This is a genomic window from Enterococcus sp. LJL120 (assembly GCF_054871765.1).
In genome coordinates this window covers 171,636-186,272 of record NZ_JBTXLV010000007.1, presented here as the reverse complement: position 1 = coordinate 186,272, position 14,637 = coordinate 171,636, and the positions used below count along the sequence as shown (strand labels likewise).

Annotated in this window: 16 protein-coding genes; 7 read left to right on the top strand and 9 right to left on the bottom strand. The window is 39.3% G+C overall.

What is annotated here, in order from left to right:
- Positions 1-40: 40 nt before the first annotated feature.
- The 6 genes from ACYSNU_RS13080 to ACYSNU_RS13055 form a co-directional block, all read right to left on the bottom strand.
- Complete coding sequence (locus ACYSNU_RS13080; RefSeq protein WP_461737652.1) at positions 41-466, bottom strand: VOC family protein; 426 nt, start codon at positions 464-466, stop codon at positions 41-43.
- Complete coding sequence (locus tag ACYSNU_RS13075) at positions 463-1,050, bottom strand: TetR/AcrR family transcriptional regulator (RefSeq protein WP_461737651.1); 588 nt, start codon at positions 1,048-1,050, stop codon at positions 463-465. The genes ACYSNU_RS13080 and ACYSNU_RS13075 overlap by 4 nt, the downstream gene beginning before the upstream one ends.
- A gap of 29 nt (positions 1,051-1,079) precedes the next feature.
- Positions 1,080-1,550 (bottom strand): GNAT family N-acetyltransferase, encoded by a 471-nt coding sequence (locus tag ACYSNU_RS13070; RefSeq protein ID WP_461737650.1) that lies wholly within the window; start codon positions 1,548-1,550, stop codon positions 1,080-1,082.
- A gap of 41 nt (positions 1,551-1,591) precedes the next feature.
- Positions 1,592-2,125, bottom strand: coding sequence for a GNAT family N-acetyltransferase (locus ACYSNU_RS13065; protein WP_461737649.1), 534 nt, complete (start codon positions 2,123-2,125; stop codon positions 1,592-1,594).
- Between the two features lie 11 nt (positions 2,126-2,136).
- Entirely contained in the window at positions 2,137-2,577 is a 441-nt protein-coding gene (locus ACYSNU_RS13060) for a GNAT family N-acetyltransferase (protein WP_461737648.1), read from the bottom strand.
- A gap of 146 nt (positions 2,578-2,723) precedes the next feature.
- Positions 2,724-3,374, bottom strand: coding sequence for a hypothetical protein (locus tag ACYSNU_RS13055; protein WP_461737647.1), 651 nt, complete (start codon positions 3,372-3,374; stop codon positions 2,724-2,726).
- 87 nt (positions 3,375-3,461) lie between these two features.
- Between ACYSNU_RS13055 and ACYSNU_RS13050 the strand changes: the two genes are divergently transcribed.
- Positions 3,462-4,310, top strand: a complete 849-nt coding sequence (locus ACYSNU_RS13050) for a hypothetical protein (protein WP_461737646.1) — start codon at positions 3,462-3,464, stop codon at positions 4,308-4,310.
- Here ACYSNU_RS13050 and ACYSNU_RS13045 read toward each other — a convergent pair.
- Positions 4,260-4,745 (bottom strand): GyrI-like domain-containing protein, encoded by a 486-nt coding sequence (locus ACYSNU_RS13045; protein WP_461737645.1) that lies wholly within the window; start codon positions 4,743-4,745, stop codon positions 4,260-4,262. The two genes, ACYSNU_RS13050 and ACYSNU_RS13045, sit on opposite strands and share 51 nt — an antisense overlap.
- Before the next feature lie 132 nt (positions 4,746-4,877).
- Here ACYSNU_RS13045 and ACYSNU_RS13040 point away from each other — a divergent pair, with 132 nt between their 5' ends.
- A complete protein-coding gene (locus ACYSNU_RS13040) occupies positions 4,878-5,366 on the top strand; it encodes an MGMT family protein (protein ID WP_461737644.1) in 489 nt (162 codons plus the stop codon).
- 101 nt (positions 5,367-5,467) lie between these two features.
- Positions 5,468-6,397, top strand: coding sequence for a PTS sugar transporter subunit IIB (locus tag ACYSNU_RS13035; protein ID WP_461737643.1), 930 nt, complete (start codon positions 5,468-5,470; stop codon positions 6,395-6,397).
- Positions 6,398-6,475: 78 nt separating this feature from the next.
- On the opposite strand, the gene ACYSNU_RS13030 is transcribed toward ACYSNU_RS13035, so the two are convergent.
- Together ACYSNU_RS13030 and ACYSNU_RS13025 are read right to left on the bottom strand one after the other, a co-directional pair.
- Positions 6,476-9,202 carry an FtsX-like permease family protein gene (locus ACYSNU_RS13030; RefSeq protein WP_461737642.1) on the bottom strand — a complete coding sequence of 909 codons (2,727 nt, stop codon included), beginning with the start codon at positions 9,200-9,202 and terminating at the stop codon, positions 6,476-6,478.
- 9 nt (positions 9,203-9,211) lie between these two features.
- Complete coding sequence (locus ACYSNU_RS13025) at positions 9,212-9,913, bottom strand: ABC transporter ATP-binding protein (RefSeq protein WP_461737641.1); 702 nt, start codon at positions 9,911-9,913, stop codon at positions 9,212-9,214.
- A gap of 139 nt (positions 9,914-10,052) precedes the next feature.
- Between ACYSNU_RS13025 and ACYSNU_RS13020 the strand changes: the two genes are divergently transcribed.
- From ACYSNU_RS13020 to ACYSNU_RS13005, 4 genes are all read left to right on the top strand, one after another.
- Positions 10,053-10,619 (top strand): TetR/AcrR family transcriptional regulator, encoded by a 567-nt coding sequence (locus tag ACYSNU_RS13020; protein WP_461737640.1) that lies wholly within the window; start codon positions 10,053-10,055, stop codon positions 10,617-10,619.
- Positions 10,620-11,006: 387 nt separating this feature from the next.
- Positions 11,007-11,597 (top strand): TetR/AcrR family transcriptional regulator, encoded by a 591-nt coding sequence (locus ACYSNU_RS13015; protein ID WP_461737639.1) that lies wholly within the window; start codon positions 11,007-11,009, stop codon positions 11,595-11,597.
- 3 nt (positions 11,598-11,600) lie between these two features.
- Positions 11,601-12,305, top strand: a complete 705-nt coding sequence (locus tag ACYSNU_RS13010) for an ABC transporter ATP-binding protein (RefSeq protein WP_461737638.1) — start codon at positions 11,601-11,603, stop codon at positions 12,303-12,305.
- Positions 12,305-14,512: an ABC transporter permease gene (locus ACYSNU_RS13005; RefSeq protein WP_461737637.1), complete on the top strand. Its 2,208-nt coding sequence runs from the start codon at positions 12,305-12,307 to the stop codon at positions 14,510-14,512. Before ACYSNU_RS13010 ends, ACYSNU_RS13005 begins: the two co-directional genes overlap by 1 nt.
- Positions 14,513-14,637 lie beyond the last annotated feature (125 nt).

The window sequence follows — 14,637 nt, the reverse complement described above, 5'->3', positions numbered from 1 at the left end:
GAAAATCAACTGGATAATCTTCTGGAAAAGCGCCTTCATTTTAATAATGGAAAATTTCAAAACGAATGCCATCTGGCGATTCAAAAAATAGCGCATAATAGCCAGGGGCAATTCGCTCATTGTATTCCTTAGGTCGACCATGTAAAATCTTGACCTCCAAGGACTGAATCGCTTCAAAAAATTCATCGATAGCCCTTCTTGATTCCGCTTCAAAGGCTAAGTGCTGCACTGCTCCTGGCTTGCGGGAGTTAACTGAGTCAGCTGCAAATTCTGCTTTAGGCGAGCAAATGCCAAAGTCCAACATGTCATCTAAATATTCCACCACTAACATGTCACTGTGCTCGAGATAGCCCTTATATTTTTTGCTGACATCAAAGCCCAAAAGGGAAAATAATTGATCGTAAAAGGGTTCAACCTTTTCCACATCTGGCACCGTGATTTGTAAATGATCAAAGCGAAATTTCATTTGCCCGCTCCTTTCTTTTCTTGAAATCTTTGTTGAACACCGAGAAAAAACGTATCGTAAGCATAAATTAAGCTGCTTTCGACAGAAGATGGATGCACAAAACTCTGATGGCTATCTAAGTCAGCATACCCTTGAGCGAGGCTACGGACAGTCCGAATAATATGGGAGGCCTCTAGCTCACTGGCTCCCAACTTCTGACAAATTTGATAAATTTTGTTAATGGCCTCTTGAAAAACAGGTTGTCCTTGGGTATCTGCCATCAAAGCCGACCATTCGATGGCTTGATACAGTTTCGGCTGTTCTTTGGCAAAATGAACATAGGCTAAAGCCATCGCTTTTAACAGGTCAACGCCATCAAAATTCTCGGCAGAGGTCAACAGTTGATTCTTAATAATTTTTTGAATCTCCAGTTTGACGGCATTTTTTAAGCTCTCCAAATTTTCGAGATGCTTGTAAATTGCCGGTGTACTCACCTTTAACCGTTGGGCCACTTCTTTTAAAGTCAGATTGTCCAATCCGACTTCGGCGGTTAAAGCCAGTCCTGTTTGAACAATTAAATCTCGATTAATCAAATGCTTCGGCATGCCAGTCACCCCTTTTTTTTGAAATATATTTACAGCCAGTCAGCTTTTTTAAGTAACAGGCGTTCCTCGTGGAATTCTTGGTCAGCAATGGTATAGCTGAAGGTTCCTTTTTCTTTAAAGCCCGCCTGCAAGTACAGTTTTTTAGCGATGGGATTGTCTACTTCAACGCTAGTGTAAATTTGAGCTGCATCAACTTCTGTAAAAAAGTAATTTAAAAAAAGTGTCAGGGCTTTTTTTCCAAAGCCCTGAGCTTGAAATTGTTCGCCAATCATTAAGCGGCTCATCGACCAGTCATTCAGTTCTAAATCAAAATCATAGAGGACGAAGCCCACCATCTCCTGCTGATTATAAATGGCTAGCGGATACATTTTCGGTTCGTAGGCGGCTTGAGCTAACGAGACGCTATTAGCCGCTACAAAACCAGTTTGTGATTGAGCGACTTTTAAATTTAGACATTCTTGGTAATTTTCTCGAGTAATTTTGGCTAATCTTAGTGTCATTTGCTGCTCCTTTTGTAAGTTTCGTATTGATAATTGCTTGCTTATTGTTTTGATAATTTGCGGTATTCTTCTTCTAATAATCCATAAACAAAAGTATCCTGCCAAAGTGGCAGACCAGCTGCATCTTTAAAAAAGGCGACATTTTTTCTCAGCAGACCTTCTCTGTAGAAGTGGCAACGCTCTAGAAGTTGCCATGAACGTTCGTTTTTGGGATTACAATGGGCGACCACTCGATGGGCACTCTTTTCATAAAATGCCCAATCTAAAATCTTTTTAACTGCCTCAGTCGCCAGGCCTTGTTTTTGGTACGTTCGATTGAAGACATAGCCGAGTGTAAAAATCTGCGCTTCAGTCTCTTCCAAATAAAGATTGCCAATCATTTTCTGATTCGACTTGAGGCAGACTGCCCAAAAATTTTCATCGAGACTTCTTTGTGCTGCCGTTTCTTGAGCGGCTTGATAGCTAAAGGGCAGATATGGTTCAAACTTCACCACCTGTGGATCAGCTAAATATTCATATAAATCATCTGCATCACTTGTTCTAAATTTCCTTATCATTAATCGCTTAGTTTGCATTTTTTCCTCCGTTAAATTGCTAACCATTGAATAAAAGCCGTTTTATCTTCTAAATTATAGCCGGCTTTTTGGTAAAACCTCAAAGTGGCTTCCTCTTTGGCACCAGTCATTAACATTATTTTGTAGCAACGTTGTTCTTGAGCTAAATTTTTGGCAGCAGTTAAAAGCTGACTGCCGTATCCCTGTGAGCGAAAGGCTTTTTTGGTCACAACATTTTCAATTAACGCATACGGCCTTTGCTGGCGTGTCAAATTGGGAATGACACTTACAACACAGGAGGCGATTATTTTTTCGGCAATAGTTCCCACCAACACATGTTGATTACCATCAGCCAATATCTGTTGCCAAACTCCCTCAACCGCTGTAATTTCCGGTAGACTTTCTTCGTGCAAGTCTAAATATAATTCCAAAAGTTCGGCTAAATCAGCCGAAACTGCTTCTCTGATTATCATAGCTGCTGCTCCATTTCCTGAAACAGTCAACTAAAAATGCATGACTGCTTCATTATTTTGTCGTCGTTCTTCTTTAATGGCTGTGATTTTTTCGACAATCTCAGCATCTCCTGAATGATACCGACGGTGAATTTCTGCTGAAACAGTCAATAAGTTTTTTTCATGGTCTGTCCCCTTTTCTGAGACAAAAAAAAATGATGAACTGCTAAATTGCCATTACTGGTAGGGATTCTCTGCTGATGACGATTGTATTGTGCCAAATCTTCAAGGCTGACTTGGCAAAAAAATTTATCGCGACAAGCAATTTGATAAGGCAAGCTAGCCATACTTCGTTGACTGAAGGTCGCCTTAGAATAATTTCTCGAACAACTATCTTTGCAAAATGACTTGCGGCCTTTGGGTAAAGGTCCGCCACACCATTTACACAGTGTCTGGTCTATTCGTAAATCACAAGGCGTAAATTTGAGACTCTCGCCAAATTGTCTCTCATACTCAGCTAAACTGAGCCAACGTCGCTGATAACCTTCTTCTAGCTGCCGCAACTGGCTGCCCTGACCCAAAAAATTGGTCTTTTTGGGAAATGCTTGCGGCAAATTTTTTAGTGCCGCTCTTTCCGCTGCTTTTGCCTGCTGAGCTGGCGCTAAAACCGTCAGCATTTCGTTTTGATACTCGTAAACTTTTCGGCAGGAAAAACACAGGCAAAAACTGACAGCAGCTGAATCAGCATATAAAATTTCTAATTTTCGATTGCAGCGGGGACAGTTGACTCCCGGCATTTTTAGGCGTTTATAGGTCATGAAAACTCCTTATCTAGATGTAAAAGCTGGCTTTACATAAAATTTTTTTCAAGCTATCCTTAAAGGAGACCTTAAGGAGGCTTTGCCATGAAAATTGATTTGACAGCTGAAGAACGCCAGCTATTGTGGCAGCAGCTGCCCCCGCTACAACAACAGACTCTTACCGATTTCAAAAAATATCAGCTGCAGTCTTTATTTCTAACCAAAAATTTTTTAGCTGATCAAGAATGGCAATTCTTTGACTTCAAAGAAAATCCCAGCTATCCCTTCGGCGAGTCCAATCGCCTTTACTGTCGCTGTGGTCGGGAATTGAAATATCAATTCATTTTAAAGTCTAAGACAAGCGGCGAATTATTGAATTTAGGAGCGACTCATTTTGCCCAGCACCTTAGTGTTGAACCACAGATTGCCCGCCAAATTCAACAGGGTCTGCTGCAATTAGATCGTGGCGTCGATATTATTTTACAAAGTAAAGCACAAGGCCTGCAGTTTCCTAAACGCCATTATAATTTATTTAAAAATCACGGCTTGATTAAACAAGCTCCGACACAATTTGCCCTTCGACTGGCGGCTTTTAAGGCCGCCGACCTGCCCTTATACGATGAAGATATTCAAAAATTAATTGGCTATTTGAAAAAAGCTGGCTTGGCCTTGCCAAAATTGTTAAACAATCAAGCAACCCCTGTCAGTTCTGGCAAAAATCATTTTAGAGAATTGATTTTTCACCTGCAAAAACTTGAGATTGGTGAAGCGATTGAGACTCACTTATTGCTTGAGACATTGCCGATTACTCAGCAGGAATTAATGCGTTGGTTGGGGCTTTTTGACTGGCGCTACCTTCCCTGTTCAATTAAAGCAAGTTGCAGACACATGGTACCGGATTGCTTAATTAAAATTCTCCGTAACTTTTACGATGGGAATCAGCATCTGTGTTAAATAATTTTCGGGCGGCTGTTTTTCATCATTTAAATAATGATAATAAATTCCCCCATTCGCCTGATAGCCATTTCTAGGAATCCATTCACCCAAAGCCATCATCGTCGGATCCTGCTTTTCGTATTCTCCTAAATCAATGGTGGTTGCCACTAAACTTGCTGGTAAAACGGTACAGTTTAGTGGTTTTTTAGTCGCAATCCGATGAGGAATCACCATGCCAACCTCGACATCCAATTGAGTTAAATCAATGTTATGAAAGCAAGTTACTAAGCCACTGCTGGGAGCTAAATTTTCTTTTTCTAAGGCTTCGTCAATTTTTAGCATTGTTTCCCCAATCAGCCCGCTGTATTCAGCAAAAAAATCAATTGTCCGCCGGTGGCTCAAAAAAATTAATTCTGGCAATTCCTTGACATAAATTTTTGAAATTTGAGTCATTTTTCCACACTCCTAATAGAAAATTATAGTTTAAAATAGTTTGCAAAAATAAAAGTGGCTCATTGCATTTTGCTGAAAAAGACTTTATCCTTGAATTGAGGTAACTAAAATAATGTAAAGGAGGTCATTTCAATGGCGAATGAAGATAAAAAGGACTTTAATGCGATGCTCCACAAAGAAAACGATATGCCCAAAATCCAAATTGTCACCGATCCAAAAGTGATTGCCCGTTATGGCGGCGAAAAAATGTTTTTTGCACCGGCCCCCACCTATGACGCGATTATGAAAAAAATTCCTGAAGGTAAGCTGACAACAGTCAGTGAAATCCGGACTTATTTAGCAGAAAAAAATCAAGCAGATTTTACCGAACCAACGACAGCCGGGATTTTTGTTTCCATTTGTGCCTGGGCGAGCGAGCAGCGGACCACCGATAAAACACCCTATTGGCGCACTCTTAAGGCTAATGGCGAATTGAATCCCAAGTATCCCGGTGGCATTGAGGAACAGAAAAAATTGTTAACGGCAGAAGGCCATAAAATTATCCAAAAAGGCCGGAAAAATTTCCGTTATTATGTTGAAAATTATCAAACTGCCTTGATTGAGTTATCTGAGCTGCTTTAATTTTTTTTAAATAAAAGCGATTTATTTCACTTGTTTTATAGTATAATTTTAGTTAATCGAATTAACTTTGTCAATCGAAGTTCGCTGAAGGAGCGTTTCAAATGTTTATTTTTGTTGGTTGTGCAGGCGGTGGCAGCTCTAGTTTATTCTGCCAAAAGATTACCCAACATGTGAATGAGGAAGATCAAAACTTAACGGCGGTCGCCCTCGACGCTTTTACTGCCATGGCAAAATACAAAGCATACGGGGATAAATATGATTTAATTTTTGTTTATGGAGGAATCAATGCCCTCAGTGCTTCTAGTGCCTTTGAGTTTGGTCAGCTTTTCGACGTGGTATTTGTAGCGCCACAAGTCCGTTATCTGACCAAAGAAAAAATACGCTTGCTAGCTGATTACCCAACTGTGGTACAAGATATTCCCCCAAAAATTTTTGGTATGATGGATGGGCAACAAGCTTACGCTGATTTATTAGATCAATTAATTGAGCTTGATTATCAGCGGGGCTATCAATCGGCTATCCACAGTGCTTCAAAGGCTGCCGATAAAAACATGGAGATTTTAGTGATTAACGGCAATGCTGACGGCAGACTTTTCACTCAGTTCTTTGAATATTTAGGCGAATTGGGGATTCGACCGATTGCCGAAAAATTCAGTCTGGAAGGCTTGTTCGATTTTCAACCACAGACTGATTTTGATATTCGCTTTTTATTCGGTAATAGCGAGACTCTAAATAAAACGGATATGCCGAAGATTTCCCGGCGCATAGACAGCGTCATCCTGCCCCGCTCCCTGCAATTTCCTTTCACGGAAGAAAAAGCTTGGTTAAAGGATTATCAGATTCCTTACCTAATAGTCAGCCAACAAGATTTTTATCGAAATGATTTTACCCAAATCAATCAGCTTTTCTTAACGATGCTGATCCAAGCTGCCTTTAAGACAGAATTTACGAGTGAGCTGCGGGTTGATTATTTAGAAACGGAAAAATTAAAAAAGCGCAAAACATTTTTAGGTATTTTTTCTTGGGAATAAAAATGAAATAAAAAAACAAAGCGACCGCTGGGAAAATTAATCTCAGCGGCTGCTTTGTTTTAATCAGGTATTTTTGTTCTATTCATTTGATTTTAAAGCGCCAATCATATCAATTTTTTTCAGGCGCTGATGGGTAATCAGCATCACTACTGCAGAGAAGAAAATTGTGAGTCCTGCAGGAAAAAGATAACCAATCGCTGGCACCAGCAAAGGAAAGCTAATACTCGGTGAAGCTGCCATGGTAATAATAAACCAGGTGAGCACATTTCCCACCACAAAGCCCAGCAAAATTCCCAAGCCAGTAAAAATGATCGACTCACGAACGATATACATTGACACTTCTTGATCATAAAAGCCTAATACTTTAATGGTGGCCAATTCCCTTTCCCGTTCAGAAACATTAATATTCGTCAGATTAAATAAAACAACTAAAGCCAGCGTTCCAGAAAGCACAATAAAAATAATCACCACAGGTTGCAGATTGGTACTAGAATAAGCCTGCTTTTCTAATTGCTGACTCATAAAAGTGGTGGTCAATACTTGGTCGGTCCCTTTTAATTCTGCCGCCAAATCATCTTGGCTAGACTTTGACATTTCTGTAGTCTGAATTAAAAAGGAATTAACCTGATGACTCTGGTCAGTTAGTTGCTCTAAATAACTTTGTAATAGCAAGACATTGTTCCCTAAATAGTTCTCAACGATGCCACTAATTTTGAGAGTCATCTGATTGCCGTTTGCATCTTGAAAAACTAAGTCATCGCCAACTTTCACTTCATAGGCTTTGGCTAAGCCTTCTGAAATAATAGCGCCATCTCCCACTAATTCACTGGAAGAATCACTGCTTGTTGACTGTAAAGTAAAATTGGCACGCGCTGCAGCAGATGTTTCAAAAGCATAAAGAGAGGCGCTTTGATCAGCTACTCCGTCTGCCTTAAATGTTACTTGACTTGCATAAACCGGCGTTTCTTTAGTAACCGCCGCAGTCGAGTCTAAAACATCTAATGTTTGACTGGCTGCATCTGCCGATATCTCACTATCAAGGGTCACAATGCCTTGAAAATGATTTAATTGATTAAATTGCACAGTGCCGACATTTTCAATCGAGTCTCTTAAGCCAAAGCCCGCTAGCATTAAACCACAGCAGCCAGCAATCCCCGCAATCGTTAAAATCATGCGGGCCTTATATCTAAATAAATTCCGATAAGTAACTTTTTGATTGAAGCTTAACCGGCGCCAAACTGGTTTAATATATTCTAATAAAATTCGCTTACCGGGTTTCGGTGCTTTGGGCATAAGTAAGGCTGTTGGTTTTTCCCGTAAATCCTTGATTAAAATATAAATCGTTGCTACGACCGTTGCTACAAAGCTGCCACCAATCGCAATCAAAATGGGGCCGAGCCAAAAAGTTATCGTGTAGTCTGTAAAAACATAAGACGCACCGAGCATGTTAAAAACAAGCGCCGGCAGAGAAAATGTGCCGACAAAAATTCCCAGCACAGTGCCCACGACAGCCGTCAACAGGGCGTACAAAATATATTTCATAGAAATTTCTATATTGGTATAACCAACGGCTTTCAAGGTCCCAATAATTTTCCGATCTTCTTCCACCATACGCGTGATGGTCGTAAAGGTAATCAAGGCGGCAATTAAAAAGAAAAATACCGGAAAAACATTGCCAATGGCATCAATTCGATCAGATAAGCTGGTCACCTCTTCAAAGCCAGGATTAGAGGTTCGTTCGTTAATCAAATAATTGGGCGTCGACAGATTTTCTAAATCTGTTTTCGCTTGATCAATTTCGGCTTGAGCCTCGTCAATGGTTTGCTGATTTTCCGTCAGCGTCGTTTGTTGAGTGCTTAATTCAGTTTCCGCAGTAGTAATTTGCGCTAAAGCAGCTTCGTAACTACTCTGACTTTGTAAACTAGCAGTCGCTACCAATTGGCTTTTTTGAATTTCCAATTGTTGCTTCGCGTCATCCAGTTGTGTTTGACCGGCAGTCAGTTCGCTTTGGCTTTGATCAAGACTTGCTTGGTTTGCGGCAATTTCATCATTGCCGCTTGCGATAAGTTCTGCTCGTCTTTCACTTTTTCGGTTGGCAAATGTTGTTTCCAGCTGATTTAATTTGGCTGTTAGTTTTTCTTGATAGTCGTCAGAAAAAATATCCAATTCCGCCAATGAATCAAAACGCAAATACATGATGGAATAGGTATCACCAGCAGAAAAGGCGTCTTCACTAAGATAGGCATACCCATCAAGAGTGCCATCACCCACATTTGATGAACCAAATTCATTTTCGCTGACATAAATTGGCGATTCGACAAAGCCGACAACTTGAAACTCTGTTTCCTCTAATTGATCGTTTTGAATCATCAATGTCGAACCCAGAGGATAAATCTCAGCTAAACTTTCATTGAGAACGAGCTCATTAGCCGCTTTAGGTAGCCGGCCTTCGATTAAGGACAAGTTATTTTGACTGCTAGTCTCATCATAGGAATAGACTTGTAAATCGATATTCTCCTCTTCATCATCATAGGCAAAACTATAACCAAGTTCGGCGGTTGCACCGGTTTCTTCGGCGATAGCTTGATCCTCTTCAGTTAAGCCAGCTGTTCCGATGATTTGTACATCAGAAATATTTTTTTGACTGACAAATTCATCAACTGTCTGCTCCAAATCTGGCCCAACTGATTTGATTCCGACAAAGAGTAATACCGCCATAAAGATGATTAAAATAATTGCAACAAAGCGGCCAAGGGTATCACGAATATCTCTAAAGAGACTGCGCAAATATAATTTATTCTTCAAACAAGGCACCTACCATTCAATTTTTGCGATCGAAGTTGGAGCTGAATTAAGCTCAACTGAGCGAACCTTCGCATCATTAATTCGAATCACCCGATCGGCAATCGGGGCAATCGCACTATTATGGGTAATTAAAACAACTGTTCTCCCTTGTATTCTACTAACATCCTGCAATAACTGCAAAACCTGCTTACCAGTTTCAAAATCCAAGGCCCCAGTCGGCTCATCACAAAGCAAAATTTTGGGATTTTTAGCTAACGCTCGAGCAATCGCCACCCTTTGTTGTTCGCCGCCAGATAGCTGCGCTGGAAAATTATTCATTCTTTCCCCCAACCCTACTTGTCGCAAAGTCGCTTCAACATCGAGGGCATTCGGCGAAATTTCTGACGCCAATTCAACATTTTCTTTAGCCGTCAAATTAGGTACTAAATTATAAAATTGAAACACGAAACCAACTTCAGTCCGACGATAGGCTGTCAATTTTCGATTGGAAAAATTGGCGATGTCGACCCCCGCTATTTTGATTTCACCTTTTGTCGGCGTGTCCATTCCTCCTAAAATATTTAAGACAGTTGATTTTCCAGCCCCGCTAGGACCCAGAATCACCGCCAGCTCTCCTTCTTCCACTGAAAAACTAAGATCATTATTGGCGACGATGGTTGTATCCCCCATCTGATATTCTTTAAACTCATGATTCACTTCAATGAAACTCATTTCTTCACCTCGTCATTTTTCAAACACAGTGTTGCTTTCATTACACTTTGTAAGTATAATTGTTTAATCATTGAGGTCAATAGTCAATTTGAAAGCACTTGTCATTAAACAGACACTTTTTAGAAAAATGTTGAAGGGAATGAGCTACTTGGCAGGCACAAAAAATAATCGCCGGACACTTTATACTAAAAAAGTCATTCGGGAAGCTTTTCTAGAACTCCTAAGTCAACAGGAATTATCAAAAATTACCGTCACTGAAATTACGGAAAAAGCAGAAATTAATCGGGGCACCTTTTACAAGTATTACCAAGACCCGTTAGATTTATTCCAGACAATCGAAAAAGAGCTGACCGCTGAAATTTTACCCTTAATTCAATTACGCTCCTCAGATGATTTAGCCATCTGGTTAGAACGCTTTATCAGCGTCTTAAATCAAAATAAAGTTTTATCTCTGGCTCTCTTAAAAAGCAGCAATACTACTTTTTTTGTCACAACTATTTTCTCAGAAGTTCATGATTTAGCAATTTCACAGTTCAGCCAAATGTTCGATGAAACAAATCCTGAAATTTTGGAACTCTTTTTTACCTATTTTGCCAAAGGCACAATCGGTATGATTGTCGAATGGATGCAATTAGAGTCAGATATTTCCGTCGAAGAAATCAGTGTCGCTCTATCGAAAGTGTTAATTTCTCAAACGAGAAGTTGACGTGTTATAAAAACCGCCCAGTATTTTAAACTGGACGGTTTTTATTTTTTGAAGTCTCTGCGCTTCAAAATTTTTTAAAGGCACCATTTAAAGTTCTATTTCTTCAGATTATCATCCTCAGCCATTCTCTTTGAAACCAAACTCGGTCAATACTGATAAACTCAGTATCCTCCGAAAAAAAGATAAAACAGCAAAAAATTAGCGCAATTTCTAACGACTATCAAAACGGGAAAACTCACCAGTCAATTGTTGATTCGTTTCTGGGTATAGGAATCCATCCAGAAAATTTTTTTTCCTTTTGAATTAGAAAAAACTTTACATTAAGATTATCACTATCTTATAATGACTATATAATACAAAATTAGTCATTATGGTTTGGAGAAGAACATGCCACGAAGTTTAACTGATCAAGAAAAAAAAATACAACGAAATTTATTGCTAAAACACGGAAAGGATTTAATCACCCGCTATGGACTTAGTCGCGTGAGCGTTGATGATATTGTAAAAGATGCCGGCGTTGCTAAAGGCAGCTTTTATAATTATTTTTCTTCAAAGGATGATTTCATCTATAGTCTAATTTTCCAGCTTCACGAAGAAGGATTTGCTCAAATTAAAGATGTCCTTAAAAAAATTGCCCACCTGCCCTCCAGTGAAAAGCGCCAACAAATTAAAATATTTTTTTTGAAACTTCTAAAAAATCCTCAACAGCGTTTTTTCATTGAAGAACACAATGAAGTTCAGCAATTTTTATTGCGCTATTCAAAGGCAGATTTAGCTGCGTTGGAAAAATTGGAACAAGAAAATTACCAACAAATTTTTGATAGCCTGAATTTACAAGGAAAACAAATCGAAATTTTGCAAAATGCGATTCATATCCTCTTCTTCGGTGTCAGTCATGAAGAAATCTTGATTGACGGATACATTGACTCGACTGTTGAAATTTTGCTAGATGGCCTATTATCCTATCTGGAGGTGTAACGAATGAGTTTATTTTCACTGAAAAATGTCACCAAAGTTTACGGCGTGGGGGACGCCGCTGTAGTGGCGCTAAATAATATTTCTTTAGAAATACCTCAGAACAAATTTGTTGTAATTCTTGGAGAAAGCGGCTCTGGAAAATCGACTTTATTGAATATGATCGGCTGCATGGATCAGCCAACAACTGGAGAAATTATTTGTCAGGAAAAAAAACTCACTGATTTGACTAAAGGTCAAATGACCGATTTTCGCAAGGATAAAATTGGCTTTGTGTTTCAAAGCTATAATCTATTGCCTGATTTAAATGCTTTAGAAAACGTTGAATTTTCAACAGAAATTGTCCATTTGAAAACTGAATATGCCAAAGAAGCAATTGCTTCGGTTGGTTTAGCTACACGAGCTACACATTTTCCAGCGCAATTATCCGGCGGTGAACAGCAGCGCATCTCCATTGCGCGAGCCTTAGCAAAAAAACCGGAAATATTGCTCTGCGATGAGCCTACCGGAGCACTTGATTTTGAAACCGGTATCAAAATTTTGGAGGTTCTAAAAAATATCCAAGCAGAAAATAATAGCTCAATCATTTTGATAACTCATAGTAAAGAAATCGCCAAAATTGCAGACATCGTCATCCGTATGCGCAGCGGACAAATAATTGAGTATTTAGAAAACCCATACCCATTAATGCCAAGCGAGGTGGAATGGTAATGAAAACTTCGAATCGTTTTATTTTTCGAAAAATGAAAAATAATCGCGGCCAAATGCTGGGAATGGGGTTACTGATTTTTGTCGCTGTGCTCTTTTTTTTAACTATTCTCTCCTTCAAAAATTCATTTCAGCTCTCCGCTGAAAATTATTTTAGCCAAAATCATTATGCTCCGATCACTGTGACCGGTTCATTTACTGAAGATGATGTCACTCGGCTGAGTAGCTCAGTAGAAATTTCCCAAGTCGAGCCCCGGAGCATCTACGAAATTAAAGAAGCTGACCTTACATATCGTTTCATCACAATCACTTCTGCGCTTAATCAACTGACAGTAGTAGCTGGCAAGTTACCCAATGATAGTCAGGAAATCATTGTTTTAAGTCAATTTGCCCGAGCAAACCAACTGACTGTCGGGGAAAAATTAAAAATCAATGATCAAGAATTTACCATTTCCGGTATTGCCAGTTCGCCGGAGTATGTTTATTATGTACAAAATGCCCGCACAATGTTTGCCGATGCCACCCAGTTTGGCGTGATTTTTATCAATCAGCTCTCCATTTCCTACAATCAATTGCTAATTGAGCCAACTGGAAAACTAACCGAAAAAAATCTCGCAGAAATACTTAGCTTCGATTCATATACAACAGCTGAAAATCAGATTAATTACCAGATGTACGAGGGTGATTTGGGGCAATTTGAAACGTTTGCCATTATTTTTCCTTTAATTTTTTGGTTGATATCCTTCAGTATTATTTTTATCCTTTTGAGGCGTACCATCCTCAAAGAGCATAAACAAATTGGCATCATGAAAGCATTGGGCCACAGTAATACCACGATTTTGAAAATCTATTTGTTTCAATTTGGCCTATTGGGATTTTTCGCAGCTTTCCTTGGCTGCTTAGGCTCAATCCCTCTATCCCAGTGGCTGCTTTCCATGATAAAAATTATGATGGAGCTCCCTAATTTGACATTACACATTTATCCTTCTTTGTGGCTATTTGCCTGTGCTGTTTCAGTTGTTGGTTGTTTACTCGCCGGTTTATTGGCAATTTTCTCAGTCCTCAAGGAATTGCCGGCAGCATCCATGCGGCCGCGGCTGCCGAAAATGACGAAACGTAGTCTGTTTGAGCGAACTGCCTTTTTTTGGCAAAAATTGTCCTTTAACACACGTTATGCATTTAAAAGTAGTATTCGCAATAAAGGCCGTTTTTTAGTTATGGTGATCGGCATCAGCGCTTCGACTGCCTTACTTGTTTTTTCGCTGGGATTTAATGATTCGCTTCGTCAAGTGACGCGTCAATATTTTTCTGATTTCGCCTCTTATGATTTAGTCGTGGAAAGTGAAATAACGCCACTACAGCAAAATCTTTTGAGTCAGTACCCAACTATTTCTGCCAAGACACGGGCGTTGCAATTGCCGGTCAAAGTCAAAGGTGAAGATTATTCATTGACAATCACGGAAATTGATTCCCAGTTGCTTAATTTAAACTCCACTGCCTTAGAACACGGGGTTATTGTCCCAGAATACTACGCTGAAAAATGGCACGTTGCTGTGGGAGATTTGATTAGCATCGATGATGAAAAAGTTAAAGTATCAGAAATTATTCCCCTTGGCATGGGGCTTAGCATCTTTACTTCTTATAATTATGCTCAAAAGGTTTTTCCTGATTTACCACAGGCTTACAATCTAACCTATGTTAAAACAGATCAGCTAGCTCAATTAAAAGCTGCTTTACTCCGTGATAACCTAATGTTTTCGACGGCAGAGGACGATATTACTTCCTTTGATAATCTCTTGGAAAATTTACAAATTCTTATTTGGCTGCTTATCGCTTGTGGAGTCATTTTAGGGATTACAGTCGTTGCCTGTATGAATTTGATGAATCTTACTATCCGTGAATTTGAATACATGTTTATGAATATCATGGGCTATTCAAAAAGAAAAATTCTGATAGCGATTTTTAAAGAAGGCTTTGTGCAGCTTGCTTTAGCAATCCCCCTTGGTTTTGTTGCAGGCTATTTTTTACTAGTAGCGATTAAAGGGGAGTTTTCCCAAAACACCTTTGCGTTATATCCATTCATTACACCAACCAGCTTTATTATTAGCGGCGTAGTTATTTTTCTGGTCAGTAATTTGCGGTTAATTATGGCCAATCGGTTTATCAAGCGCTTAGACATTGTTGAAGGGCTAAAAATTCAAGATGATTAAGCCTAAATCAAACAGCAGCTGATCGAAAAATACTTCGCTCAGCTGCCTTTTTATTGTTCCCATCTTTGTATGTTCTTATTTCTTTATGAAATATTGTAACTACTTTTTTTTCCGTTAAACCCTGA

Excerpts from the sequence above, each read along its gene's own strand:
- ACYSNU_RS13010 (WP_461737638.1), top strand. The coding sequence starts at position 11,601 with ATGAGTTTATTTTCACTGAAAAATGTCACCAAAGTTTACGGCGTGGGG.
- ACYSNU_RS13075 (WP_461737651.1), bottom strand. The coding sequence starts at position 1,050 with ATGCCGAAGCATTTGATTAATCGAGATTTAATTGTTCAAACAGGACTG.
- ACYSNU_RS13025 (WP_461737641.1), bottom strand. The coding sequence starts at position 9,913 with ATGAGTTTCATTGAAGTGAATCATGAGTTTAAAGAATATCAGATGGGG.
- ACYSNU_RS13080 (WP_461737652.1), bottom strand. The coding sequence starts at position 466 with ATGAAATTTCGCTTTGATCATTTACAAATCACGGTGCCAGATGTGGAA.
- ACYSNU_RS13020 (WP_461737640.1), top strand. The coding sequence starts at position 10,053 with ATGAGCTACTTGGCAGGCACAAAAAATAATCGCCGGACACTTTATACT.
- ACYSNU_RS13040 (WP_461737644.1), top strand. The coding sequence starts at position 4,878 with ATGGCGAATGAAGATAAAAAGGACTTTAATGCGATGCTCCACAAAGAA.
- ACYSNU_RS13045 (WP_461737645.1), bottom strand. The coding sequence starts at position 4,745 with ATGACTCAAATTTCAAAAATTTATGTCAAGGAATTGCCAGAATTAATT.
- ACYSNU_RS13055 (WP_461737647.1), bottom strand. The coding sequence starts at position 3,374 with ATGACCTATAAACGCCTAAAAATGCCGGGAGTCAACTGTCCCCGCTGC.
- ACYSNU_RS13070 (WP_461737650.1), bottom strand. The coding sequence starts at position 1,550 with ATGACACTAAGATTAGCCAAAATTACTCGAGAAAATTACCAAGAATGT.
- ACYSNU_RS13050 (WP_461737646.1), top strand. The coding sequence starts at position 3,462 with ATGAAAATTGATTTGACAGCTGAAGAACGCCAGCTATTGTGGCAGCAG.
- ACYSNU_RS13005 (WP_461737637.1), top strand. The coding sequence starts at position 12,305 with ATGAAAACTTCGAATCGTTTTATTTTTCGAAAAATGAAAAATAATCGC.
- ACYSNU_RS13065 (WP_461737649.1), bottom strand. The coding sequence starts at position 2,125 with ATGCAAACTAAGCGATTAATGATAAGGAAATTTAGAACAAGTGATGCA.
- ACYSNU_RS13060 (WP_461737648.1), bottom strand. The coding sequence starts at position 2,577 with ATGATAATCAGAGAAGCAGTTTCGGCTGATTTAGCCGAACTTTTGGAA.
- ACYSNU_RS13015 (WP_461737639.1), top strand. The coding sequence starts at position 11,007 with ATGCCACGAAGTTTAACTGATCAAGAAAAAAAAATACAACGAAATTTA.
- ACYSNU_RS13035 (WP_461737643.1), top strand. The coding sequence starts at position 5,468 with ATGTTTATTTTTGTTGGTTGTGCAGGCGGTGGCAGCTCTAGTTTATTC.